The organism is Clostridium sp. D43t1_170807_H7 (assembly GCF_015555905.1).
GTDB lineage: Bacteria > Bacillota > Clostridia > Clostridiales > Clostridiaceae > Clostridium.
In genome coordinates, this window is sequence record NZ_JADNLK010000004.1 from 154,026 (window position 1) to 178,783 (window position 24,758).

23 protein-coding genes are annotated in these 24,758 nt (G+C 26.8%); 7 read left to right on the forward strand and 16 right to left on the reverse strand.

Annotated features, from left to right (window positions below):
• Positions 1–77: 77 nt before the first annotated feature.
• Complete coding sequence (locus I2E98_RS04150) at positions 78–2,414, reverse strand: glycoside hydrolase family 31 protein (RefSeq protein ID WP_195467706.1); 2,337 nt, start codon at positions 2,412–2,414, stop codon at positions 78–80.
• A gap of 136 nt (positions 2,415–2,550) precedes the next feature.
• Between I2E98_RS04150 and I2E98_RS04155 the strand changes: the two genes are divergently transcribed.
• The gene (locus I2E98_RS04155; RefSeq protein WP_195467707.1) at positions 2,551–3,450 is read left to right on the forward strand and encodes an AraC family transcriptional regulator; all 900 of its coding nucleotides are present in this window, start codon (positions 2,551–2,553) and stop codon (positions 3,448–3,450) included.
• 58 nt (positions 3,451–3,508) lie between these two features.
• On the opposite strand, the gene I2E98_RS04160 is transcribed toward I2E98_RS04155, so the two are convergent.
• Together I2E98_RS04160 and I2E98_RS04165 are read right to left on the reverse strand one after the other, a co-directional pair.
• Complete coding sequence (locus tag I2E98_RS04160) at positions 3,509–6,760, reverse strand: FtsX-like permease family protein (protein ID WP_195467708.1); 3,252 nt, start codon at positions 6,758–6,760, stop codon at positions 3,509–3,511.
• Entirely contained in the window at positions 6,754–7,413 is a 660-nt protein-coding gene (locus I2E98_RS04165) for an ABC transporter ATP-binding protein (RefSeq protein WP_195467730.1), read from the reverse strand. The genes I2E98_RS04160 and I2E98_RS04165 overlap by 7 nt, the downstream gene beginning before the upstream one ends.
• A gap of 257 nt (positions 7,414–7,670) precedes the next feature.
• On the opposite strand from I2E98_RS04165, the gene ytaF reads away from it, so the two are divergent.
• A complete protein-coding gene (ytaF, locus tag I2E98_RS04170; RefSeq protein ID WP_195467709.1) occupies positions 7,671–8,306 on the forward strand; it encodes a sporulation membrane protein YtaF in 636 nt (211 codons plus the stop codon).
• Between the two features lie 54 nt (positions 8,307–8,360).
• Here the strand turns inward: ytaF and I2E98_RS04175 are convergent, their stop codons facing one another.
• On the reverse strand, positions 8,361–9,005 hold the full coding sequence (locus I2E98_RS04175) for a pentapeptide repeat-containing protein (protein WP_195467710.1): 645 nt from the start codon (positions 9,003–9,005) through the stop codon (positions 8,361–8,363).
• A 161-nt stretch (positions 9,006–9,166) separates the two neighbouring features.
• Between I2E98_RS04175 and I2E98_RS04180 the strand changes: the two genes are divergently transcribed.
• Both I2E98_RS04180 and I2E98_RS04185 read left to right on the forward strand, forming a co-directional pair.
• Entirely contained in the window at positions 9,167–9,709 is a 543-nt protein-coding gene (locus I2E98_RS04180) for an NADH peroxidase (protein ID WP_195467711.1), read from the forward strand.
• A gap of 33 nt (positions 9,710–9,742) precedes the next feature.
• Complete coding sequence (locus tag I2E98_RS04185) at positions 9,743–10,054, forward strand: DUF1540 domain-containing protein (protein WP_195467712.1); 312 nt, start codon at positions 9,743–9,745, stop codon at positions 10,052–10,054.
• Positions 10,055–10,106: 52 nt separating this feature from the next.
• Here I2E98_RS04185 and I2E98_RS04190 read toward each other — a convergent pair whose 3' ends face one another.
• From I2E98_RS04190 to I2E98_RS04220, 7 genes are all read right to left on the reverse strand, one after another.
• Entirely contained in the window at positions 10,107–10,985 is an 879-nt protein-coding gene (locus I2E98_RS04190) for a tetratricopeptide repeat protein (protein ID WP_195467713.1), read from the reverse strand.
• Positions 10,986–11,117: 132 nt separating this feature from the next.
• Entirely contained in the window at positions 11,118–11,897 is a 780-nt protein-coding gene (locus tag I2E98_RS04195; protein ID WP_195467714.1) for a PHP-associated domain-containing protein, read from the reverse strand.
• A gap of 113 nt (positions 11,898–12,010) precedes the next feature.
• Positions 12,011–12,760 (reverse strand): tRNA pseudouridine(38-40) synthase TruA, encoded by a 750-nt coding sequence (truA, locus tag I2E98_RS04200; RefSeq protein ID WP_195467715.1) that lies wholly within the window; start codon positions 12,758–12,760, stop codon positions 12,011–12,013.
• A 28-nt stretch (positions 12,761–12,788) separates the two neighbouring features.
• Positions 12,789–13,406, reverse strand: coding sequence for a hypothetical protein (locus tag I2E98_RS04205; protein ID WP_195467716.1), 618 nt, complete (start codon positions 13,404–13,406; stop codon positions 12,789–12,791).
• Positions 13,407–13,540: 134 nt separating this feature from the next.
• The gene (locus I2E98_RS04210; protein ID WP_195467717.1) at positions 13,541–14,551 is read right to left on the reverse strand and encodes a dipeptidase; all 1,011 of its coding nucleotides are present in this window, start codon (positions 14,549–14,551) and stop codon (positions 13,541–13,543) included.
• A 104-nt stretch (positions 14,552–14,655) separates the two neighbouring features.
• The gene (locus I2E98_RS04215) at positions 14,656–15,063 is read right to left on the reverse strand and encodes a UDP-N-acetylglucosamine pyrophosphorylase (RefSeq protein WP_195467718.1); all 408 of its coding nucleotides are present in this window, start codon (positions 15,061–15,063) and stop codon (positions 14,656–14,658) included.
• Positions 15,064–15,227: 164 nt separating this feature from the next.
• A complete protein-coding gene (locus I2E98_RS04220) occupies positions 15,228–15,746 on the reverse strand; it encodes a hypothetical protein (protein ID WP_195467719.1) in 519 nt (172 codons plus the stop codon).
• Positions 15,747–16,076: 330 nt separating this feature from the next.
• Here I2E98_RS04220 and I2E98_RS04230 point away from each other — a divergent pair, with 330 nt between their 5' ends.
• Positions 16,077–16,496: a GNAT family N-acetyltransferase gene (locus I2E98_RS04230; RefSeq protein ID WP_195467720.1), complete on the forward strand. Its 420-nt coding sequence runs from the start codon at positions 16,077–16,079 to the stop codon at positions 16,494–16,496.
• 46 nt (positions 16,497–16,542) lie between these two features.
• On the opposite strand, the gene I2E98_RS04235 is transcribed toward I2E98_RS04230, so the two are convergent.
• From I2E98_RS04235 to modA, 3 genes are read right to left on the reverse strand one after another with little or no spacing between them, the layout of a single operon-like run.
• Positions 16,543–17,595, reverse strand: coding sequence for a sulfate/molybdate ABC transporter ATP-binding protein (locus I2E98_RS04235; RefSeq protein ID WP_195467721.1), 1,053 nt, complete (start codon positions 17,593–17,595; stop codon positions 16,543–16,545).
• Positions 17,596–17,597: 2 nt separating this feature from the next.
• Positions 17,598–18,275: a molybdate ABC transporter permease subunit gene (gene modB / locus I2E98_RS04240; protein ID WP_195467722.1), complete on the reverse strand. Its 678-nt coding sequence runs from the start codon at positions 18,273–18,275 to the stop codon at positions 17,598–17,600.
• A 16-nt stretch (positions 18,276–18,291) separates the two neighbouring features.
• A complete protein-coding gene (modA, locus tag I2E98_RS04245; RefSeq protein ID WP_195467723.1) occupies positions 18,292–19,092 on the reverse strand; it encodes a molybdate ABC transporter substrate-binding protein in 801 nt (266 codons plus the stop codon).
• A gap of 174 nt (positions 19,093–19,266) precedes the next feature.
• Between modA and I2E98_RS04250 the strand changes: the two genes are divergently transcribed.
• The gene (locus tag I2E98_RS04250; protein WP_195467724.1) at positions 19,267–20,253 is read left to right on the forward strand and encodes a helix-turn-helix transcriptional regulator; all 987 of its coding nucleotides are present in this window, start codon (positions 19,267–19,269) and stop codon (positions 20,251–20,253) included.
• A gap of 178 nt (positions 20,254–20,431) precedes the next feature.
• The gene (locus I2E98_RS04255; RefSeq protein ID WP_195467725.1) at positions 20,432–21,358 is read left to right on the forward strand and encodes an IS1 family transposase; all 927 of its coding nucleotides are present in this window, start codon (positions 20,432–20,434) and stop codon (positions 21,356–21,358) included.
• Positions 21,359–21,734: 376 nt separating this feature from the next.
• Here I2E98_RS04255 and I2E98_RS04260 read toward each other — a convergent pair whose 3' ends face one another.
• Together I2E98_RS04260 and I2E98_RS04265 are read right to left on the reverse strand one after the other, a co-directional pair.
• Entirely contained in the window at positions 21,735–23,030 is a 1,296-nt protein-coding gene (locus I2E98_RS04260) for a family 10 glycosylhydrolase (protein ID WP_195467726.1), read from the reverse strand.
• Between the two features lie 106 nt (positions 23,031–23,136).
• Positions 23,137–24,468: an FAD-dependent oxidoreductase gene (locus I2E98_RS04265; protein WP_195467727.1), complete on the reverse strand. Its 1,332-nt coding sequence runs from the start codon at positions 24,466–24,468 to the stop codon at positions 23,137–23,139.
• Positions 24,469–24,758 lie beyond the last annotated feature (290 nt).

A 24,758-nucleotide genomic window follows, 5' to 3' on the forward strand; every position in this document is an offset into this window, starting at 1 on the left:
CTTTATATTTGAATTTAAGGTGGAAATTTATAAAATTACATCTCTTATTTTGAGATTGTAAAATTAACATTATTATTTTATAGTTCTACTATAAATTGATTTTCTTTAACTTCAATTTCTTTATTATTGAAGAATACTTTCTTAGTATGCTCTAAATTATTAAGAATTATTTTTATTTTATTATAATTTTTAGAATATCCTATATTTTCTTTTAATTCTATTCTTAATTTCTCTGACAATTTACAGTTAATAATATATTTATTTAACTTTCCATTTTTATAATCAAAACTTTCACCATCATCTAATATATGAGTATAAGTTGATTCTCCATTTTCTTTACCTAAATATATATTTAATGTTAATATATCATCATTATTTTCTCCAATATAGCTTTGTTCTTTTCCTACGGGAATTATAGATAATGATTTTACGAATATAGGACAAATATCTAATGGAGCTTCTTTAATTATATATTGGCCACCCTTATACTCTTCTCCAGTCCAATAATCAATCCAATTATCACCTTCTGGCAAGTAAACTAATTTATGTCTAGATCCTTGTTCTACAACTGGAGATACTAAAATATTATCACCAAAATTAAATTCATCATTTATTTCATATGTTTTTCTATCATTTTGATAGTTAAACAATAATGGTCTAATTATTGGTTCTCCAGTCTCCTCACATTTATACATCATATCATATAAATATGGAATTAACTTATATCTTAATTTAATATATTTTCTATTTATATCTTCTGTAGTTTTATCAAAAGCCCATGGTTCTTGTTCTCTACTTCCAATAGTTGAATGGTTTCTAAATAATGGTGTAAATGCCCCAACTTGAACCCATCTACTTAAAAGTTCTGGTGTACAATCATGTCCAAACCCTCCAACATCAGTACCACAAAAAGCCATACCACTAAGTCCAAGATTCATTAACATAGGTAATGACATTCTTAAATGCTCCCAGGTACTTTGATTGTCTCCAGTCCACACTGTAGCATATTTTTGAGTTCCTGCATAGCATGCTCTAGTTACTACAAAAGGTCTTTTATTGGTAGCCCTTTTAATACCTTCATAGGTAGCCTTGTCCATCATATGTCCATAAACATTATGAATTTCTTTATGAGTAACTAAAGTTCCATCATTATTAAAAACTACATCATCTGGAAGTGGTCCATTGAAACTAGCTGGTTCATTCATATCATTCCATATTCCTGAAACACCTAAATCCATCATTATTTTCTGATTTCCAGCCCACCATTCCCTTGTATTAGAATTCATAAAATCTGGAAAAACAGAATCCCCTGGCCAAACAGAATTCTTATAAACTATTCCATCTTTGTCTGTTGCAAAGTAACCTTCTTTTAATCCTTCATCATATATTCTATATCCTTTATCTACCTTAACTCCTGGATCTATAATAGTAACTACCTTAAATCCCATTTCTTTAAGCTGCTGCAAAAACTCTTTAGGATTTTCAAACTTTTTATTATCCCATGTAAAAACTCTAAAACCATCCATATAATCTATATCTAAATAAATAGTATCACATGGAATATCCTTTTCCCTAAAACACTTAGCAATCTCCATAGCTCTTTCCTGTGGTGCATAAGACCATCTACATTGTTGATATCCAAGTGTCCATAATTGAGGCAATGGTGTTTTTCCAGTTAGATTAGTATATTTATTAACTACTTCCTTTATTGTAGGCCCATACATAAAGTAATAATCTAAATTACCATCTACAGCTCCAAAATAGTAATAATTAGAATTCTCTTTTCCCATATCAAAATGACTTTCAAAATGATTATCAAAGAAAATACCGCAGGCCTCTCCACCTTTTAATGTTATTAAAAAAGGTATTGATTTATATAATTGTGCATATGTTTCTCCATGTGGCGTTGGATCATCAGTATTCCAATTTCTATAATGATAACCTTTCTTATTTAAGGAACCTGTTCTTTCTCCAAGTCCATAGAAATACATATCATTTTCCATAGCTTTAGATACATAAATCTTATATTCTTCATGCCCCTCTAACTTATGACCTTCTTCTGCTGCTAAGGTAGAATTAGCCCCTAATCTTCTAAATGGATCTCTTTTCCCTCTATAATCCCTACATAAAATTTCACCTTTTGAATTATATATATCAACTTTAAAATCATCATAAATATTAATACTTAAAACATTTGTCTTTATATTTAAAACTTCATCATCATATTTAACTTCAAATTTAACTTTGTTATTTAATACCTTTTCAACTGCCTTAGAATTTCTTTCTTCTCTATGTAATGGTACAAAGAAATTAACAACGCTTTCATTTATTAAAGTTATAGTACTTTGAATTTTTTCATAATTCACCAAAACCTTATCTTCATTAACCTCATAATTTAATATTTTTCCAAACATAACCTCTTCCCCTTACCCATAACAAAACATTTTATTTAAAAAATGTAATTATAATGTTATTATATTATTTGTACAAGTATAATACTTGCAGTATACTAACAATTTATAAGACAATACTGCTATACTAGGAGATTTCATGAATAATTTAGATTTTACAAACTTAAAAGAAAATACTACACATGGTGACTTTATATTACCATTTTCAATTTATAAAGGAACACTCAGTCCAAGCTTTCCTTCTATAGCAGCTCATTGGCATGAAGAAATTGAAGTTATTATAGTTTTAGACGGAAGCTGTGATTACAGAATAAATTTAGATTCGTTTGTTATAAATAAAGGTGATATTTTAATTATTGATTCTCAAAGTTTACACTCTTTAACATATATTCCAAGTAAAAATATGACTTGGGCTTCTTTTGTTTTTAATATAAACATGTTAAAAAGCTCCAATACCGATGGTGCATTGTTAAAATATATTGCTCCTCTATTAAATCATGAACATCAATTACCTATTATCCTTAAGGATAATATAGATTGTTATTCTAAAATATTTGATGTTATAGAAGATATAATATATTGCTATTATGAAAAAGATATTGCTTATGAACTTGAATTAAAATCTTTACTATTTAAGTTTTTTTCATTGCTTTATAAAAATGATTTAATTAAAAAACATCAAAGCAAAAATAACCTTACAATTAATACTACCGATAAAATTAAATTAGTTTTAAATTATATAAATGATCATTATTCTGAAGATATTTCAATAAATACTTTAGCTGAGCTTTGCGAATATAGTGAATATCATTTTATGCGTTTTTTTAAAAAGCATATTGGTTTAACTTGTGTTCAATATATTAACAATTTAAGACTAGAAAAATCATCTATTTTATTAACCTCTACTAATAATGCTATAATGGATGTTTCCTTAGAAGTAGGATTTGATAATCTGTCATATTTTAATAAATTATTTAAAAGAAAATATAATTTAACTCCAAAGGAATTTAGGACAATAAATTCAACTATTTTTAAATAATAATATAAAAAAAGTAACAGTTATAATTTTACTGTTACTTTTTTTAATAATATTTTTGTTAATCTACTGATTTTAAAGATTCAACCATTTCAACTTTCTTTAACTTATAATACATAGCCCAGTTTACTAACAATGAGAAAACAATTGTTAAAATAGCTGCCATAATAAAACTCTTAACATCTATAGTTCTACCAAACATAACATAATCCATTTCAACTGTTACCATTATAAACTTATGGAAAACTGTACCTAATAACAATCCTCCTATTACTCCAATAACAGTTAATAATATATTTTCTCTGAATATATATGCTGAAACTTCTTTATCATAGAATCCTAAAACTTTAATTGTAGCTATTTCTCTTATACGCTCAGAAATATTAACATTAGTTAGGTTATATAATACTATAAATGATAATGCACCTGCACAAAATATCATAACTAACACTACTAAATCTAAGGATTTAATTGTATCATCAAAATTATCTTTTATACTACTATTACTTACTACTCCAGCAACTCCATTTATATTTATTAAATTATTAGATGTCTCATTTATAGAATCTTCATTATTTACTTTAACAAATATGCTGTTTTCTTCTGGAACTTTATTAAATATCTCTTTGTAATAATCAGCATCAATATAAACATAGTGATTGATATAATGTTCTACTATTGCTCCAACTTTAGCTTGTGCTCTATTATCATTATTATTTATAAGCTCTATTTCATCTCCAACTTTAACATCTAATAATTTAGCTAGTTTTTCACTTATTACTACTCCATCCTTAGGTAAAATAATTGTTTCCTTACTCTTTCTATCTTGTAAATGTTCAAACTCATCAAACTTTTCATCTTCATCAGTAACTATAATATTAACACCTTTACTCATTTCATTTGATAAGGCTTCTCCACTTTCACTTCTTACAAAAATAAAATCATTTACCTCTGAATCTTGCTTTAAATACTCTTCTAAATTATTCTTTTCATCAGTATTTATAGTTTCATTTAAATTTACTGAAATATCATATTGTGTTAAATCTCCATATTGTTTGCTTACAACAGTTTTTATAGAGTCTTTAATACCAAAACCAGCAACTAATAATGCTGTACTTCCAGCAATTCCAATTACAGTCATTAAAAATCTCTTCTTATATCTAAAAATATTTCTTACTGTTACTTTACCAATAAAATTAAGTCTATTCCAAATGAAAGGAATTCTTTCTAATAAAATTCTTTTACCTTCTTTTGGTGCCTTAGGTCTCATTAACATTGATGGAACTTCAATAAGTTCAATTCTACATGCTGCATATGTTGCTAATGTAGTTACTCCTATAGCTACAGCAAAAACCATTATAGCTAAAGGTATATGTACCACAGAAGTCATTTTCGGTAATATATATAATATTTTATATGCATCAAAAATTACTAATGGTAAAACAGTAAATCCTAAACTAATTCCTACTATACATCCAATTAAACTTGCAAATAATGCATAAACAATAAATTTTTTTGCAATACTTCCTTTATCGTATCCTAAAGCTTTTAATGTTCCTATATTTACTCTTTGCTCATCTACCATTCTAGTCATTGTTGTTAAACACACTAATGCTGCTACTACAAAGAAAAATACTGGAAAGACATTTGATAATTTATCAATACTATTTGCACTATTCTCATAGTCTACATAAGAATAATGTGACTTTCTATCTAAAACATAAAGATCTGGTTCTTCTATTTCTGCTATTTTCTCTTCTGCTTCTTCTAATTCTTCTTTTGCTTTAGAAAGCTCCTCTTCTGCTTTTTTCTTATTTTCCTCTAGTTCTTTTTCTCCCTCAGCCAGCTTTACTTTTCCATTCTCTATTTCGGCTTTTGCATTTTCTATTTGAGCATATCCTTGATTTTTAGCTTCTTCTAAATCAGTCTTTGATTTATTTATTTTATTTCTGCCTTCTTCTATTTGTACCTTAGCTAAGTTCAAATTATTCTCTTGTGCTAATAATTCATCTTTTTTGCTTTGAAGCTCTGATTTTGCTACATTAATTTTATCATTAGCTTCTTTTATTATTACATCTAATGAATTTATCTGAACCTCAATAGAAGATTTTTCTTCCTCACTTAAGCTCTCATCTTTTAACATATCTTCTAGCGAAGACTTTTGACTTAATAAACCTTCTAAATAAACTTCTGAATCATTAATAGAGTTTTCAGCTTTAATAAATTCCTGCTCTATACTTTCCTTTACCTCATAAAATTTACTTATACCATCATCAAGTTGTGATTCCTTTTCATTTAATTCTTGCTCTGCTTTTTCTATCTCTTCTTGTCCAAGCTGCAATGAATTTTCTAACTCATTCTTCTTACTATTAAGCTCATCTTCCCCTTCAGCCAATGTCTTTCTTGAATTGTCTATTTCATTCTGAGCTTTTTCTAATTGTTCTTCAACTTCTCTCTTTTTAGTTTCATATTCATCTTTACCTTTATTTAATTCTTCATTAGCTTCATTTATTACTTCATCATACCTTCTATCTATCATTACATTTGAAATGTTTTCTATAGATTCTTTAGCCTTATCTGTTACATCAAAATATTTTTCATCATATGAATCTAAAACTTTAGCATCCCTAACGGTAACATAAATGTCGGTATATACTTCACTTTTAAAATCAGATTCATTTACAAACATATATGTTTTTACGCTACCATTTCCAATATTACTACTTCCTATTTGATCACTTAAATAATAAGGAGTTTCTACTATACCTACAACTTCATATTCATTAGTGGCAAGACTATCTTTAATATCACTATCATCACCAGATTTTAACTTAAGCTTATCTCCTATTTTTAAATTTAAACTACTAAAATTTTCTTTAGCAATAACACATTCTCCTTCTTTAGTAGGTAAATGTCCTTCAATTAAATTTAATCTATTTATATAATTTTCATTATCATCATTTAAATTATCATTAGGTAAACTATGAACTCTAATTACAAATTCATCTGAATCTACTTTAGATATAACATCTAAAGTTTTTGATGGTTCAACACCTAAAACACCATCTATATTTTTTATATCTTTTACATCTTCATTAGTTAATCCTAAAGTTGATACTACTCTCAAATCCATTAAATTATAATCATCATAATACTTATCTGCTGTAGCTTTCATATTTACAGGTGCAATTTTTACTCCTGCAAACAGCATTACACCTAAAGCAATAATTGATGCAATTGAAATAAACCTTCCTTTAGACTTCTTTATGTCCCTAAATATATCTTTCCATAATGCATTTTTCATAATTACCATTCAATCCTTTCCACAGGAACTGGATTTTCATTTATAGTAATTTTTTGAATTCTACCATTCTTAACCTCTATAACCTTATCTCCCATAGGAGTTAAAGCCAAGTTATGGGTAATTATTATTACTGTAACTCCTTCTTTTCTACAAGTATCTTGAAGTAATTTTAATATGGCTTTACCAGTATTATAATCCAGTGCACCAGTAGGTTCATCACAAAGTAATAATTTAGGATTCTTCGCTATTGCTCTTGCTATAGCCACTCTTTGCTGCTCTCCACCTGATAACTGAGCTGGAAAATTATTTTTTCTATCTCTTAATCCAACTGAATCTAAAACCTTATCAATATTTAATGGATTTTTTGAAATTTGAGTAGCTAATTCAACATTTTCTCTTGCAGTAAGATTTTGAACTAAATTATAAAATTGAAATACAAATCCAATATCATATCTTCTATATGTTATTAAATCTTTTTGAGAATATTTGCTGATCTCATTATTATCAACTATAACTTTACCTGATGATACTGTATCCATACCACCTAAAATATTTAAAATAGTACTTTTTCCAGCACCACTAGCCCCTGCAATTATAACGAATTCTCCCTTATTTACCGAAAAATCAACTCCACCTAAAGCATCAATTTCTACTTCTCCCATCTTATATTTTTTCTTTACATCTCTAAACTCTATATAATTTCCCAACTCTGTTTCTCCTCCATTGTTACCGCTTATATGTCATCAGTATACACCACTTAATTTATCCCTACAACAAATATAATATTTTTTCAAATTTTGTTCATATATTCTTTTAAATTTATATACCTATTTAATATTCCTATCATTTTTTGTCTAAGGAACGAACTTTTTAGGTTTGAATATAATATTTAGTATAATAAATATATAAGGAGCGGCATATGCATATAATTGCGTCTATTTTATTAGCATTTTCCGCAAGTTTAGACAGCTTAATAATTGGAATTGCTTATGGAATAAAGAAAATACAAATTAAGTTTTCTATTAATATAATAATTGCATTAATTGTTACTTTAGGCACCTTCCTCTCAATGGTTCTAGGTGCTATTTTAAGCAAATTTATTCCTGTGTATATTTGCAACTATACTGGTGCAATTCTTTTAATTATTGTTGGTTTGTTTATGACATTTGACTTTTTTAAAGAACAAAGAAATTCAAAGAAAAAAGAAATAAATATACCCAAGGAAAACAAGGATATTATTGAGTCATTACATTATGATGATATATTAACTAATAATAAAACTGCCGATACAGATGGTTCTGGTAATATTGAAGTTAAAGAGGCTATTTCACTAGCACTTGCACTTAGCCTAAATAATTTTGCTCTTGGTCTTGGTGCAAGTATGTCAGGAATAAGCATTCCTCTAACTACGATTTTTACATTTATATTTAGTATATTAATATTAATTTTAGGTTTAAAAATAGGTAACAGCTTCTTATCTAAAATTTTCGGTAAATATTCTGACTTATTATCAGCTATTATAATTATAGCAATGGGAATATTTCAATTACTCTAAAAATAAAACTATGCTCCTTAATTATATTTAAATTGAGGAGCATAGTTTATATCTTTATGCTATTACTTTATTAATAAGTCTTATAATATAACTTATAGTATAAAAATCTCTATCTATTTGTGATTTTATTTCATCGAATCCCTTAATTAATTCTTCTTCACTGAAATTCTCTTTAAGTATCATTAATGTTAAAGTATTAATATTACCTTCCTTTGTATCAAAAATTCTAGAAGCCTTGACATACTTATTTTCCATTAAATTATTTAATGATTCTTCTAACTCTGAGCTTATATTTATTTTAGGCATTCCTTCAAATATTCTTACTCCTTCAAGTTCAGCACTAAAATTCTTTGTCTTTTCTAATTTACATCCTAAAAATATAGTATTTTCGAATTTTGCATCTTTAAAATCAGTACCATCTAAATTTGCACCTTCAAAAATAGCATTTTTAAATTTTGCATTTTTAAACTTACTATTTTTTAAATTAGTTCCTATAAACTCTGTTCCTTCAAAAGTTCCTTTCATAAAACTACAAGTTTTAAAATGCGCCCCTCTAAAAGTCGCAAAATTAAAGTTTGAATTTGAAAAATTACAATTATAGCAATTACTTCTTTTAAAATTCTTATACATAAAGTTCTTATCTTTTTTCTCTATATTATTATAATGAAAATTTTCGTTCCCGCTATTATCTTTTGCCATTTCCTTCTCCTCTTACTTCCTAGTATATCTTACAATCTTATATATTTTAAATTAAAAAGTCAACTAAAATTTCCATATTTTATAAATGAATATTAAATTTTAAGAGAGAAATAATAATAGAGATGTTTAATTGAAAGGCAATATAAAGGAGGTTTTTTTAATTGAAGAAATTTATTTGTACTGTATGTGGATATGTCCATGAAGGAGATACTCCTCCAGAAGTATGTCCAATATGTAAAGCACCTGCTAGCAAGTTTGAAGAAATGAGTGGAGAGCTACAATGGGCTGATGAACATAGAGTTGGTATATGTGAGGGCATAGATTCAGAAATTATTGAAGGTTTAAGAGCTAACTTCAATGGTGAGTGTACTGAAGTTGGTATGTACTTAGCTATGTCTCGTGTAGCTGACCGTGAAGGCTATCCAGAAATAGCAGAAGCCTATAAAAGAATTGCTTATGAAGAAGCAGATCATGCAAGCAAATTTGCAGAAATATTAGGAGAAGTTGTTTCTCCTAGCAGTAAAGCAAATCTAGAAGCTAGAGTTGAAGCTGAATTTGGTGCTTGTGATGGAAAGAAAAAGCTTGCAGCATTAGCGAAACAACATAATTTAGATGCTATTCATGATACAGTTCATGAAATGTGCAAAGATGAAGCAAGACATGGAAGGGCATTTAAAGGATTATTAGACAGATATTTTAGTTAGTTACTAATTTTATTGTTGAAAGGAGATTTATAAATGCAAAAAATTAATTGTGACGTAAATAATTGTTCTCATAATAAATCTGGTATATGTTATTCTAATCGTGTTGACATAGCTAGTTCATCATATACTGATAACGACACTTGCTGTGGATCATTTTTAGATAAGAGACACTATAGTGATTTAACAAATAACACTAATAGTGCTGGTTGTTGTGATTGTTTAATATGTAAGGCAACAGAATGCATACATAATGAAAATTGTAATTGTACTCTTTCATCCATAAATGTATCAGGATCTCGTGCTAATATATACACTGAAACTTGTTGCGAAAGTTTTGAAAAATAGATTTTATGGCAAATAGATTAAATTTATAATCTATTTGCCATTTATATGTACATTAAAATTCTTTACTTTTTTCTAATTCTAAAATCAAGTTTTTAATTTCTGTATTATTAGGATTCTCTCTTAAAACATCTTTAAAATATTCAATTGCATCTTTATTTCTACCTTGTCTTAGTAACTCGAAAGCATATTCTTCTATTATTCTATTATCTTCTGGCTCTAAAGAGTTTGCTTTAACTAAATATTCTTCTACTCCATCAAAGTTATTAAGCTCCTTATTACAAATTGCTATTCCAAAATAATTTTCTCCATCATATTCATTTATCTCTATAGCTTTATTAAAATATTCAATTGCTTCATTAAACCTTTTATGATTAGCTTCATATATTCCCAAACCAGTATACGATCTTGAGCACTCCTTATTTGCTTCTATAGATTCCATAAATGCTTCCCTAGCTATTTCTGGATTATTTAAATTTACTAAATATGTCCATCCAATAATACATTTCAAATCAGATAACACTCTATTATCACATTCATAATTTTCCATGTAATCAACACATCTATTTATGGCATCCTCATATAAGCCCTCTCTTATATCTAATTCAATTAAAAAGGTATTTGCTAAATATTGCTCCTCTTCTTCCATTAATACTCTCTCAAAACATCTTCTACTTTCTACATAAAGCCCTAAGCTAAGTAATGCCTCTCCCTTTACGTTATACCCATATACAATATAGTCGCAACCTAAATCAAAAGCTAAGTCTATAGCAGCAATTGCATCTTCAAAAAAACCTTGAACTAAATAACAATGAGCTGTATATAATAAATATTCTGGATTCCCACTTTTTTTAAATCCATCACTACTATATTTTAATGCTTCTTGAACGTCATACATTAATATTTCGTTAAATATCTCTTCTATGTTCTCCATTTTTTATCTTCCTTATCTAAAATATTTTATTATTATTCTTGCCATAAATTTATTTTATTAACTTATATATATTAATTTATCAAATTTAAATTTGGAGCCTCAAAGAGATAGCTCCAAATTTAAATGTATAATCTAAATTTTAAACTCTGTATTTTTATCGTATGTTCCAGATTTTAATAAATAGCGTTTTAATAGCTTAGAAGAAAATATTTTAAAGTTTAATGCAGAATTTATTTCAATTGTATAATCTCCTTTTGTTATACAATCTTTTAATTCATTTATAGTTGAACACTCCTTATTTAGGCTAGTATATATTCCTCCAAGTTGAATAGGTGTATGACTATCACTTCCTGTAATAATATTAAGTCCTAACTCTTGAGATAAATTAATTAATTCATCTCTAGCAATACTCTCACCTTTTTTAAATATATCCTTTCCATTTAAGTCTAAAGCATCCAATCGCTTTAATAACTTATGTGACTGATTACATAATTTATGACCCCTTCTACATGGGTGTGCCCCAATCTTTAATAAATTAAATATATCTGCTTGATCTAATAAGTCTTCTAATTCTATTAAATTATCTTTTTCTCTAAAGGCTTTTAATAGATCATAAATATCAATAATATTTTCTCTCTCACCAGCTAAAATTACATGACCTTTATTTTTAATACTAACTTCCATTCCAGGAAATACTGATATACCTTCTACAATATATCTATCCCCTTCATAAATAAAATTCTTTTCTAAAAAGTCATAAATAACAAGAAAATCTTTTGCATTGAAGTGTTCACAGAGAATTATTCCATTTAGGCCATTACTTTTTGCAAAATATATTTCGTTCATAAAAAACTCTTTATTAAAATCTTTTCTTTTGCTTAGTAATCCATGGACATGAAAATCCATATTCATTTATTTTTCACACCCTTATTTTATTCCCAATATTGCTGAAGGTAATCTAATTACCCTATATTTATTAATATATTAAGATTGTATCTTTTATGTTAATTAGTAATTAAAAATTTTTAATATTTTACTTCTTTCATACAAAGTCCTTTTGCCGGTGCTTTTTCGGCTAATTCACTTCTACTTTTTTCTTCTAATAGCTCTTTTACTTTTATAGGTTCAATTTCTCCCTTTGCAACCTTTATTAAAGTTCCACTTAAAATTCTAACCATATTTAACAAGAATCCATTTCCATTATATTCAATTTTTATAATGTTATCTTTTTCTGTGATATTTATATAATTTATTGTTCTAATAGTTGACTTCTTTGATTTATCTTTGACTGCACTGAAGCCTTTAAAATCATGAGTACCTAATAAATATTTACTAGCTTCCCTCATCTTTTCTATATCTAGTTGACCTTCAACATGATAAGCATATTTCTTAAGAAAAACATTTGCAAATTTATTATTATCAATAGTGTATACATAAGTTTTTGATATTGCATTTAATCTTGAATGAAATCTGTCACTAACCTCTCTTAATGATGTTACAGATATATCCTCTGGTAAAAACTCACGTAAATACTTTAACATTTCAGGAATCTTCTTTTCACTATTAGTTTTAAAGTTTGCTGTATACTTATCAGCATGAACCCCTGTATCAGTTCTTCCACAACCAATTACTTGAATTTCTTCTCCTGTCATTTTAGATAATACTTTTTCGATTTTATCTTGTATAGTTGATACGCTAGTTCCCTTTATATTTTGCTTTTGCCATCCCTTATATCTTGAACCGTCATATTGAATCGTCATTCTTATATTTCTCATACATTATCTCTCTTTTCTTTAATTTTATCTATCTTTTCTTAAGTTTAAAACCTTCTTTGTAACTAACAACTTTTACATTAAGTACATTTAATAACTTTTCTAAACTTTTAACTTGATTTATATATTCAATTTTTCCACTCTTAAGTAAATTATTTATATTTTTAATAATATCCTCTTTTTCTTCTTCCCCTATTCTTCTTTTAGTTTTAATAACCATTCTATTTATAAAAGTTAATGTTTCCCAGATCTGTTCATTTGTTATTTTACTAAAATCATTTATTACTCTTGTATATCCTACTCTTCTATTATTTGCTGGATATGCTTCTTTAAAGAAATCTAAAAAATGATTTACTTCTTGTGGATCTTTATTTGAAACATATTTACCTAATCCAGATTTTAGTTGGTTTTTTAAATACATAATAGTATTTGCTTTTACTAATGTATTCATCTCTTCTATGCTCTTATAAATAATAGTATATATCTCTTGTATCTTTTCACCATCTAGACCATTCTTAGCTAAAGGTTTAATTGCCTCTATGGCTTCTAAGATACTTTTCTTAGAATTCAACTCTTTTCCAAATGCTTGTTTTAATATTTCTTCTCCACTTAATTTATTTAAATTTGATTCTAAATTATTCTCTTCCATCTTTTGTATCCTACCTCTGTTTTATAATTTTTTATTTAATAAAATATTGATATGATATTTTGCATACTACCATATCAATATTTAAATTCATATTAAACTTTAAATTAATTAATGTCTATTTTTATTTAATAATTTTATAACAACTCTCTATATAAATTAAGTAAGTTCTTATAAAATATCTTTTCTACCTCTTCATAAGTAAATCCATTCTTTAATAAAGCTTCTGCTAATAATTGCATATATGAACCATCTTTAAGTTCTAAAGTACTAGGTATTCCATCAAAATCACTACCTAATGCAATTGAGTTTATTCCACCAACATTTTTAATGTAATTAATATGCTTTACAATATGTTCTATATAAGTAAAGGTTGGTTCTATATATGGAGTAGGCTGAATAAAATTTGAGCAGAAATTAATTCCTGTTACCCCTCCTCTTTCTGCAAGATTTCTTATCATATCATCACTTAAATTTCTTGCAACATTTGATATACTTCTAGCATTACTATGACTTGCAACAAAAGGCTTGTTAGTATGCTTTAAAACATCATAAAATCCAGCATCTGATAAATGTGAGACATCCACTATGATTCCCATAGCTTCCATTCTCTCAACTAACTCTATTCCAAAGTTAGTTAATCCATCTTTTGTATTAATAAGACTTATATCTGGCTTTTCTAATATTTTACCATTGTCATCAACCTTAAGCTTAACATTAGGGTATCCTACTCCATTTGGATAATTCCATGTTAGAGTCATTAGCCTAACACCCCTATCATAAACTTCTTGTAGCCTTTCCATTTTACATTCTAATGCACCTGAATCCTCTATAGTTAATAATGCAGCTATTTTATTTTCTTTCTTACACCTTAATATATCCTCATATTTATAAACAGGTATTATATCTTCCTTATTTTTATTAAGTTCTTCATAATAAACATCTATCATTTCTTGTAGTGTTTCATATGGCTTCTTATACTTTTTAATATCTATAAACATTGCAAAATTTTGAAGCAAATAATCTGATTTTTTCATTTTCTTTATGTCAATATGGAGTTTATTCTCCTTTAAGCTATAACTATTTCCTAAAAGTCTATTTTCATAAATAACTCCTATTGTATCACAATGCATATCAGCAACTTTCATATAAGTTACCTCCTAAATATTTATTATCTTAAATTATACCATAATTGAAGTAATAATAAAAAAAGTGACAAGCAAAACCTGTCACCATAAATAAACTATAAGTACTATATTAATTTTTTAACTATTTCACAAGGTGCTGGAATTGTAAATATTAAATCTTCATCAACTTTTAATTTACATTCATCTTTACTTTCTTTAATTTTATCTATAGATAATCCTCCAATATTAACTTCCTTAAGCTTAGTAGGTGCAACTTCAACTTTAAATAAACTATCTTTTATTCCTGTAATTTTTAAATCTATTTGCCCCCCATTATTTTTAACTTTTAAGCTAATAATGTTGTTTCCCTTTAAGGTCTTTTGCTCAGTTGGAAAATAATCTACTTCAACTTCACCTGTAATAGTTACAAAACCACCACTTAATTTTCTTTTTACTAATAAACTAATATTATAATCATTAGTAAGGTCTTTTAATAATTTACCTAATTTATTTACTGTTAATTCATATACCATAATAATTATTCCTTTTCTATGTTTTTATATACTTATTATATTACATATTTATAATATTATTTCAACCTATTTATTCTAAGCTTACCTTTAATTCTTAGGTTGTATATCCACAACTAATATCAAACATCATATTTGAAATTTACCTAACTCGTATAAATTTATAATTAAGTATCAAATTCAAGATAATACAAAATATTTTCATCTAAATCATATAAAGCTACTGTTATATTAAAAGAGTTTCTGTTAAATATTTCTGAATCACTTGAAGAATCCCCATTTTCACTATTTCTATCTACAAAATACCAATATCCATTTTCTATTTTGGGAATTTTAAACTCTTTGGCTATATTAAAATCATAAAAAACTCCATTTTTCATTCCTCCATAAATAAATATGTTAATATTATCGCTTAATTGTGTATTAAACCAATTATTTTCTTTGAATTCTTCTATTACTCTTTCTTTATCTTCAGATGAAAATTCTAACTTTGCAAATGTTGTTCCATCACCATGAAATCCCCCGTGGCTATCTTCATAACTTATATTTGTTGGCTCTGGAATATTAATCTTGATTTGTTTATTTATATACTCTATCTCTGATATATCTGCACATCCCATAAATTCATATGAACTTATAAAAAATACTATAATAAAGATAATAAATTTTTTAATTTTGTTCTCCATATACTACTTATCCCTTTTTAACATAATAATACTCTTCTTTTTATTACTATATTATATCTTTTAAGTATTTATTTGTATATACTTAATTTATTTTCAATATTTTTCATAATTATACTCTATAAATTATGTATAATAGAAATATAAAGGTAAACTTAGGTTTGATTCATTATTAAAAGATTATGTAGACTTCGAAAATTTTGATAAAAATGTAACAGTGAATAATTTATTGACACATACCTCTGGTATATAAGCTAATACGTTGGATTTTCTACTAAATATACCTTATAATTATTTAGTGATAGTAATTATAAATTAAGGTAGGTATTGAATATGGATTTAAAAATTAGGTTTGCAGAAATGTATGATTTAGATAGTTGTGTTGAATTAGACTTGCACAAAAATACAGATATAATAAAAAATAAAATTACTATGAATGAAGTTATAGTAGCAGAAGTCAATAATGAGGTTATTGGTTGCTTAAAAATTGAATATATTTGGACTCATCTTCCATTTATAAGCTATATAGTCATAAGAAAAGATTTTAGATCTTCTGGTATTGGAAAATCAATGCTATCCTTCTTAGAAAAACACTTAAGAGAAGATGGACAATCTACTCTTTTAAGCTCTACAATGACAGATGCAGTAAATCCTCAAAAATGGCACTTAAAAATGGGCTTTATTGAATGTGGTATTTTATGTGGAATTAATGAAAATGGAGTTGGTGAAATATTCTTTAAAAAATCTTTATAATTAAACTACTTATAATAAAATCCTCAGCAATTTTGCTGAGGATTTATTAATTTTTAAATGTAAATAAATATTGTGGCTCAAATTTAACCTTAATTTTTTCATTAATATCAAATACCATTTCTTCCTTTGAAATGGTGAAATGTATTAAACCTGCTTTATTTGAATTAATACTCTTAATATATAAAGTATAATCAAAGGGATTTTCCACAATATTTTCTATTATTACCTCAAAAACATTTTCTTCTTTTTCGTCTTTGCATAACTTAATATTATGAGATCTTATAGCTATATAGTTTATATTATCTTTAATATCTTCTAAGCATTTAAGTTTTAAGTTCCACTCTTCTGCAAAAACAAAATTATTATCTAACTTTTTAGCCTTTGATATATTTTTACATCCGGTAAGTTTTGCTTCAGCCAATGATTGTGGAGTTTGAAACAATACATTTTTTTCTCTTATATCTTTAGCTTTCCCGCCATCGAACACTATTATTTTATCGCACACTCTATAAGCCTCTGCTATATCATGAGTTACAAAAACTACTGTCCCTTCATAATCCTTTAAAAGCTCCACAAGTTCTCTTTCCATACTTGCTCTTAAATGATTATCTAGTGCAGAAAATGGTTCATCAAGAAGAAGTATATCTGGTGAAGTTATAAGAGCTCTTGCAAGTGCAACTCTTTGTTGTTGTCCTCCTGATAACTGCCAAGGATATCTCTTTTCAAGGCCTTCTAACCCAAATTTTTTAATATAATTAGATGATAATTTACTTTTTTCATCTTTACTAATTTTATCTAAACCTATTTCTATATTATCCTTTATAGTCATATGAGGAAATAATGCATAGTTTTGAAATAAAAAGCCAACTTTTCTATCTCTAGTTTTAATATTAATCTTTTCTTGTGAGTCAAAAAGCACTTTATCATTAATAACTATTTTTCCTTTTGATGGCTTTTCAAGACCTGCTATACATTTAAGTGTCATACTTTTCCCTGAACCTGATGCTCCTAAAAAGCCTATAATACCACCTTTGCTTTCCATAGAAACATCTAAATTAAAGGAAGATAAATTTTTAGTAATATCTATATGTAAACTCATAACTATCTCCCCCTATTACCTATTAACTTTTGTTGCGTATCACACCAATAATTTAATAAAAAGATCATTATAAATGATATTGCAACTATAATTAAAACCCAAAGCATAGCCTTATTCATATCTCCACTTTCAACAGCAAAGAATATTGCAACTGGCATAGTTTGTGTTCTCCCTGGTATATTTCCTGCTATCATTAAAGTTGCTCCAAACTCACCTAAAGCTCTTGCAAAACTTAAAACAAGTCCGCCTATTATTCCTGGCCATGCAAGCGGAATTGCAATCTTAAAAAATATCTTAGTTTCGCTTAATCCTAAAGTTCTTGCTGCTGAAATCATATTCTTATCTATTTGTTCAAAGGCAGAACGACAAGTCCTATACATCATTGGAAATGCAACTACTGTGGCTGCTATAACTGTTGCACTCCAGCTAAAAATAATATTTTTATTAAAACTCATAAAAATTTTTCCTACAAATCCATTCTTTCCACAAATAAGTAATAAGAAAAATCCTATAACAGTAGGTGGTAATATTAGAGGAAGAGTGAAGATTCCATCTATAAACCCTCTACTCCTTCCCTTATAATTAGCCATTTTATAAGATATAAATATTCCTATTATCGATGTAATTATAGTTGCAAGAAAAGCTGTCTTAAGCGAAATCCATAACGGTGAAAAATCCATATTTTATAACCTTTCTTTAACTTTCAACTTTATATCCATACTTTTCAAATATTTTTTTAGCTTCATCTGTGAATAAGAAATTCTCAAATGCTTTGGCTTCATCAATATTTTTTGCATCTTTTATAACTGATACCGGATAAGTAATTGATGAATGATTATTAACCTCTTCAATATTTTCTACAATAGTTACATTATTATTACTTAATGCATCACTTAAGTATACAAAACCTACATCGGCATTACCAGATGCAACCCAAGCTAAAACTTCTTTAACATCTTTTGCAAATACAAGCTTATTACTAATACTTTCTTTTATTCCTGAATTAACTAAAACCTCATCAGCATATTTACCTGCTGGAACACTATCCGGTTCACCCACAGCTATATGTGTAATTTTATCACTTTTTAAATCATCAAAGCTATTTATTTCAATACCATTAGCTGCTATAAGAACTAATGAATTTTCAACTAAATCCTTAGTTGTGTCGTCCACTAATAAACCTTCATCTTTTAAAGTATTCATTTGCTTTTGCCCTGCTGATATAAATAAATCACAAGGTGCTCCTTGTTCTATTTGTTGTTGAAGTGAACCTGAAGAACCATAGTTTACTACTAATGTCACATTCTCATTAGTGTTTTTATATTCTGTTTCTAAATCAGCCATTACTTCCTTTAAACTAGCTGCTGCTGAAATATTTAATTCTACAGCTTTTTTTTCTTCAGTATTAGCTGAACCACCTTCACCTTTAGAAGTACATCCAACAAATAATAAACTGCAACATAATAACATTGATACTACTTTTAATCTCTTTAACATTTTTCACTCTCCCATTTCATATTTAGTTATGTTTTGTTACGTTTTAACATGTTTTGTTATGTTTTATATATTAAATAATAGCATATTATATTCTTTCTATCAATGTATTTAATTGAAACCTAGAATTACTTTTCTTTTAATGTTAAAATTATCTTAATATTAAGGAGGGATAAGATGAATTTAAAATCTTCTTTAACGCCGTTAGAAGTTGCAGAATTACTTAAAATAACTAAAAACACAGTTTACGAACTTATTAAGCGTGGTGAATTACCAAGCTACAAAATAGGTAAAAAAATAAGAATAGATATGCATGATGTAGAAGAATATATCAATAGCCAAAAATCAAATTCAAAACCTTCAAATAATGGCAATATTATTAATTCACCATTAAATACTAATATTAATAATAATTCATACTCTACTGCTAATAATATTTCACTAAATAATAAATCTAATTCAGAAATAATTATTTCAGGTCAAGATATTTTATTAGATATTTTAGCAAGATATATAGAAGAAACATTCCCTGATTATACAGTTCTTCGTTCTTATAAGGGAAGTTACAATGGATTATATGACTTATATAACAATAAAGTTTCTATTGCTTCTTGCCACCTTTGGGATGGTGATAAAGATGAGTATAATATTGATTATGTTAAAAGATTAGTTCCTGGAACTCCTTGTGTACTTATAAATTTAGCCTATAGATTACAAGGACTATACGTTAAAAAAGGAAACCCCTTAAATATAAATTCTTTTGAAGATTTATCTACTAAAAATATCAAATTTATTAATAGGGAAAAAGGTAGTGGAGTTCGAGTTTTATTAGATGAAAAACTTCGACTGTTAAATATTGATCCTTCATCTATAAATGGATATTTTGATGAAGAAAATTCTCATTTAGCCATAGCCAGCAAAGTAGGACGTGGTGATGCCGACGTTGGACTTGGAAATAAAAAAGCTGCTATGCAAGTAGAAACTATAGATTTTATTCCACTTCAAACTGAACGCTATGATTTAATTATAAAGAAAAGTGATTTAAACAATCCAATTTATAAAAGCATAATTTCTATTTTATCTTCTGAAAAATTCAAGAATGAACTACAAGGGATTGGAGGCTACGACCTTAAAGATCTAGGTAAAATAATATCTACAACTTAACTTAATTTCAAATATCTAAACAAAGAAATATTATAATTACAGGATTAGTTAAATTTTATCCTGATTATAATATTTCTTTTTTTATTTTCTTACAATTTTATATATGTTAATTTTCAGCTAATGATATTTTTGAGTTTACAATCATTTTATCTTGTTAATAATTACAAGTGGTGATGATATGATTAATTTTTATAAAACGCTAATTAATAATACCTCTAATAATAAAATAGTTAATGATTTAATAGGTTATCATGATTGTAAAACGAATATTATTACTAAGTGTCCGTACTGCGAAAGTAAAAAAGTTATCAAATATGGAATGTACAAAAATATTCAGAGATATAAATGCAAAGATTCTATGTGTGGAAAAACCTTTACTAATGAATTTTATAATCAATTTAGATGCTCTAAAAAATTTAAAGAAAACTATCAAGAGTACTTCAATCTTTTAAATAATGGATTCACAATTAGAGAATGTGCAAACAAATTAAATATTACGGTTGTAACAGCCTTCTTTTGGAGACACCGATTTTTATTTGATTTTAAAAATAAGCATTATCTTGAAAATATATCTTCATATGTAGAATTAACTAAAATGATAGTAGTTGAAAACTTTAAGGGTTCTAGGAATATTCCTAATATTAAGAGAGATAAAATTACAGTTGTTAATGCTTTGAATGATTCTATAGACATAATACCAATTATTGCCGCAAGAAACTTTTTCGGCTTTTATGAACTTAGAGATAATATTATTCCACGATTAAATAAAAAAGCTTATGTAGTTGGTTTAATTGATGGAAGACTCAAAACCTTTGCTAACGCATTTAATGAAATAAATAAAGTAAAATTTAAAGAAAATTATAAAAATAATATTGATATACAGTATTCCATTAATACTCAAAAATGGCTTTCTAAATTTCGAGGAGTTGCAAGTAAATATTTAGATCACTACTTATATTGGAGATTATTTGAATATAAAAATAATTTTAATTCTAAGAGAAATATATCATCAAAAGAAAGTATTAAAAAAAATCTTCATTTAACCGCTGATATAACTACCTACGTATCTTGGAAAAGTATAAAATCAAAAACACTACCTATTTAGCAAATTTATAGATATTATATAGATAATAATAAAACTTATAGCATAGGCTTGGCTATTATTCAAATATGAATGATAGTTTATTTGTTATGTTTAAATTTATTATACATAAAAATTTTTATTATTTTTTTAATATACGTACTCTAAACCTTCCAGTAGATTATAAATATCCATTAATCATTATAAAACTCTGTTATATTAAATTGTTGGTAACAACAATTTAATATAACAGCTTTCTATATATAAAAATATATATCTCAATATATAAGATAATAAAAAATTTAAATCTGAAATCCCTCTTTTTGAATTTATCATAGTTTCATTATTTTTTCTCTTTGATACATCCACTAAACTAATTCATAAATCACTTTAATCTTATTTACCTAGTATATAGCTCTTTTAACTTATCTGTAAATCCTAATCTATTTTCTTCTAAGGTCTTTAATCTAAAGAAACAGCTACCATTTACATTACTATTTGCTCTAGAATATCGTATTTGATTTATTACTTCATTTGCATTAAGCCATGACTCACCATAACTTGAATCATTTATTTTATAAGCTGCATGTCCAATATATAGTTTTACATTAGTATTCTCTACTTGCTTTGCCCACCAATCAACTAATGTTGCAAATGGAGCTGAATTATAATCAAATTGCCAATATATTTGAGGAATAATATAATCAATCCATCCTTCTTGAATCCATTTTCTAGAATCTACATATACATCGTCATAACTACTTAACCCACTTGTATTACTTCCATCTACTGACTCTCCATTTCTCCATATTCCAAATGGACTAACTCCAAATTTAACTTCAGACTTAGTCTCCTTTATTTTACTATATAGTTCACTTATAAAACAGTTAATATTATTTCTTCTCCAATCATCCTTTGAGTTAAAATCTCCACCATACTTTTCATATGTATCCTCATCTGGAAACTCTACTCCACCTGAAGGATATGGATAAAAATAATCATCTAAAATAACACCATCAATATTATAATTTGTTACAACCTCTATTATTGTATCAATAACATATTCTCTAACCTCCGGTATTCCTGCATCAAGATAATGATAATTATTATATTTTACAATCCAATCTGGGTTATTTTTTAATGGTGATTCTTCCGGCAATTCAGCTATATAATTATCTATACTAAAACTTTCTGAATTACTATCTATTCTAAAGGGATTAAACCATGCTTGAAGCTCTAATCCTCTTTTATGAGCTTCGTCAACAGCAAACTCTAGAGGATCATATCCCGGATTCTTTCCTAAAGTTCCTGTCAAATACTTAGACCATGGAGCATAACTAGATTCATATAAAGCATCTCCCATTGGTCTAACTTGGAAAAATATTGTGTTCATATTTTGTTCTTCTATAAAATCAAATTTTTCTTTTAATAATTCTTTTTGAACTTTATCATCATAACTTCCAACTTCTGGCCAATCTAAATTACTAACTGTCGATAACCAAACTCCTCTCATTTCTCCATCTTCTATAAATTTATCTGCTATATTTTCCTCACCTTCACTTTCCTTAATATCTATATTTTGACTACTACTTTGTGAATCATTATTAATTTTACTTATCTTTATTTTTAGTACTATACCAGTAACTAAAAATATTGCTATAAATATTACTGTAATCTGAATACATTTATTTTTCATTTGTCACCTCCCTTTACAATATTACTATTAATATTTTATTAATATAACAAAAATTATAAAAACTTATGAAAAAAAGGCAATCTATTTTTAGATTACCTTTTAAATCTTATAAAGCTTTTAATGCAACTGCATTTAAAATGCTCCATGGTTTATTAAAGTGTGGTTGGAAGAAGAAGTCTGTCATTGCAAGCTCTTCTAAAGTCATTTCATTTTGAATAACTACTGATAAAGTATTCATAAATTGAGTTAAATCTATATCAGAAATTATTTGTCCTCCAATTACTCTTCTTGTATCTTTATCAAAAACTAACTTAATAGTAGCAGGTAAGTAAGTAGGCATAAATTCTGGTCTATAGTTATCAGTTAATGATACTGAACCAACATTCATCTTAGTTGTTGCTTTTGCTACATCTTCAGTTAATCCTGTTGAAGCTATACATTTTTCATAAATCTTAATTCCTGAAGTACCTTGGGTACCCATATACTTAAGAGTTGGTTCAACAATATTTCTAGCTACTAAAGTACCCATTCTTACAGCATTTGTTGCAAGAGGAATATATCTTGTATCATGAGCTGGATTATATTTAACTACACAACAATCTCCTGCTGCAAATACATCTTCTCTACTAGTTCTCATATATTCATCAATTATAATTGCTCCATTTGGAAGAGTATCTAACTTACCTTGAACAAGCTTAGTGTTTGGTGCAAATCCAATACATAATACAACTAAGTCACCTTCATAGCTTCCTTTTTCAGTAACAACTTTAGTTACCTTTCCATTTTCACCTTCAAACTTAGCTACTTTTTCTCCTAATACTAGATTTACACCTCTATCAGCAAATTCTTTTTCAGCTATATCTGTGAATTCTTTGTCAAGATATTTAGCCATAATTCTTTCTTCAGCATCTATTAATGTAACTTTTTTACCTTGCATTTCAAATGCTTCTACAAGTTCAACACCAATATATCCTGCTCCAATTATAACTACATTTTTAGCTTCTTTAGATTTTTCAATTATTTCAATTGCATGATCATGGTTCTTACATAATAAAATATTTTCTAAATCTCCACCTTCAAATTTAGGAACTATTGGCCATGACCCTACTGTTAAAACTAGTTTATCATATTTATCCTCAAACTCTTCATCATTTAAAAGATTTTTAACCTTAACAACTTTATTATCAAAATCTATATCTAAAACTTCATGTTTCATATTAGTTACAATACCCATTTTTGAAAGGTTTTCTGGTGAATTATAGAATAAATTTTTAGTTTCTTTAATTACTCCACCAACATTTAATGCTATTCCACAAGATAGGAATGATATATTGTCATTTTTTTCATATATTGTAATTTCACTTTCTGGGTGAAGCTCCTTTAAATTAACTACTGCAGCAGTTCCTGCATGCGTACAACCTATTACTATTATTTTCATAATAAATTCCTCCTATTAAAGAAGTTAGTGTAAAGTTTTTTACACTACTTTTCTTTTAAATTCTTTATATATCAAGGTTTCGCAAGTTTTTTTGTATAAAAAAACAACGACCCCCTAATTTCATGTTAAAATTGAATATCCAAACCACAAAATCAACACGAAAGGTTGTCGTTATTATGGATTCAATTATAACTTATTTACTATCATATAATCAATACTTAATTAACATTATCGGTGAATTACTTTTATTTATTTCACAACACATACCACTAAAACAAATGATATTTGAT

What these genes read in the sequence shown, in the direction of transcription:
- I2E98_RS04150 (WP_195467706.1), bottom strand. Translation starts at nt 2,414, where the DNA reads ATGTTTGGAAAAATATTAAATTATGAGGTTAATGAAGATAAGGTTTTG.
- I2E98_RS04155 (WP_195467707.1), top strand. Translation starts at nt 2,551, where the DNA reads ATGAATAATTTAGATTTTACAAACTTAAAAGAAAATACTACACATGGT.
- I2E98_RS04160 (WP_195467708.1), bottom strand. Translation starts at nt 6,760, where the DNA reads ATGGTAATTATGAAAAATGCATTATGGAAAGATATATTTAGGGACATA.
- I2E98_RS04165 (WP_195467730.1), bottom strand. Translation starts at nt 7,413, where the DNA reads ATGGGAGAAGTAGAAATTGATGCTTTAGGTGGAGTTGATTTTTCGGTA.
- ytaF (WP_195467709.1), top strand. Translation starts at nt 7,671, where the DNA reads ATGCATATAATTGCGTCTATTTTATTAGCATTTTCCGCAAGTTTAGAC.
- I2E98_RS04175 (WP_195467710.1), bottom strand. Translation starts at nt 9,005, where the DNA reads ATGGCAAAAGATAATAGCGGGAACGAAAATTTTCATTATAATAATATA.
- I2E98_RS04185 (WP_195467712.1), top strand. Translation starts at nt 9,743, where the DNA reads ATGCAAAAAATTAATTGTGACGTAAATAATTGTTCTCATAATAAATCT.
- I2E98_RS04190 (WP_195467713.1), bottom strand. Translation starts at nt 10,985, where the DNA reads ATGGAGAACATAGAAGAGATATTTAACGAAATATTAATGTATGACGTT.
- I2E98_RS04195 (WP_195467714.1), bottom strand. Translation starts at nt 11,897, where the DNA reads ATGAATATGGATTTTCATGTCCATGGATTACTAAGCAAAAGAAAAGAT.
- truA (WP_195467715.1), bottom strand. Translation starts at nt 12,760, where the DNA reads ATGAGAAATATAAGAATGACGATTCAATATGACGGTTCAAGATATAAG.
- I2E98_RS04205 (WP_195467716.1), bottom strand. Translation starts at nt 13,406, where the DNA reads ATGGAAGAGAATAATTTAGAATCAAATTTAAATAAATTAAGTGGAGAA.
- I2E98_RS04210 (WP_195467717.1), bottom strand. Translation starts at nt 14,551, where the DNA reads ATGAAAGTTGCTGATATGCATTGTGATACAATAGGAGTTATTTATGAA.
- I2E98_RS04215 (WP_195467718.1), bottom strand. Translation starts at nt 15,063, where the DNA reads ATGGTATATGAATTAACAGTAAATAAATTAGGTAAATTATTAAAAGAC.
- I2E98_RS04220 (WP_195467719.1), bottom strand. Translation starts at nt 15,746, where the DNA reads ATGGAGAACAAAATTAAAAAATTTATTATCTTTATTATAGTATTTTTT.
- I2E98_RS04230 (WP_195467720.1), top strand. Translation starts at nt 16,077, where the DNA reads ATGGATTTAAAAATTAGGTTTGCAGAAATGTATGATTTAGATAGTTGT.
- I2E98_RS04235 (WP_195467721.1), bottom strand. Translation starts at nt 17,595, where the DNA reads ATGAGTTTACATATAGATATTACTAAAAATTTATCTTCCTTTAATTTA.
- modB (WP_195467722.1), bottom strand. Translation starts at nt 18,275, where the DNA reads ATGGATTTTTCACCGTTATGGATTTCGCTTAAGACAGCTTTTCTTGCA.
- modA (WP_195467723.1), bottom strand. Translation starts at nt 19,092, where the DNA reads ATGTTAAAGAGATTAAAAGTAGTATCAATGTTATTATGTTGCAGTTTA.
- I2E98_RS04250 (WP_195467724.1), top strand. Translation starts at nt 19,267, where the DNA reads ATGAATTTAAAATCTTCTTTAACGCCGTTAGAAGTTGCAGAATTACTT.
- I2E98_RS04255 (WP_195467725.1), top strand. Translation starts at nt 20,432, where the DNA reads ATGATTAATTTTTATAAAACGCTAATTAATAATACCTCTAATAATAAA.
- I2E98_RS04260 (WP_195467726.1), bottom strand. Translation starts at nt 23,030, where the DNA reads ATGAAAAATAAATGTATTCAGATTACAGTAATATTTATAGCAATATTT.
- I2E98_RS04265 (WP_195467727.1), bottom strand. Translation starts at nt 24,468, where the DNA reads ATGAAAATAATAGTAATAGGTTGTACGCATGCAGGAACTGCTGCAGTA.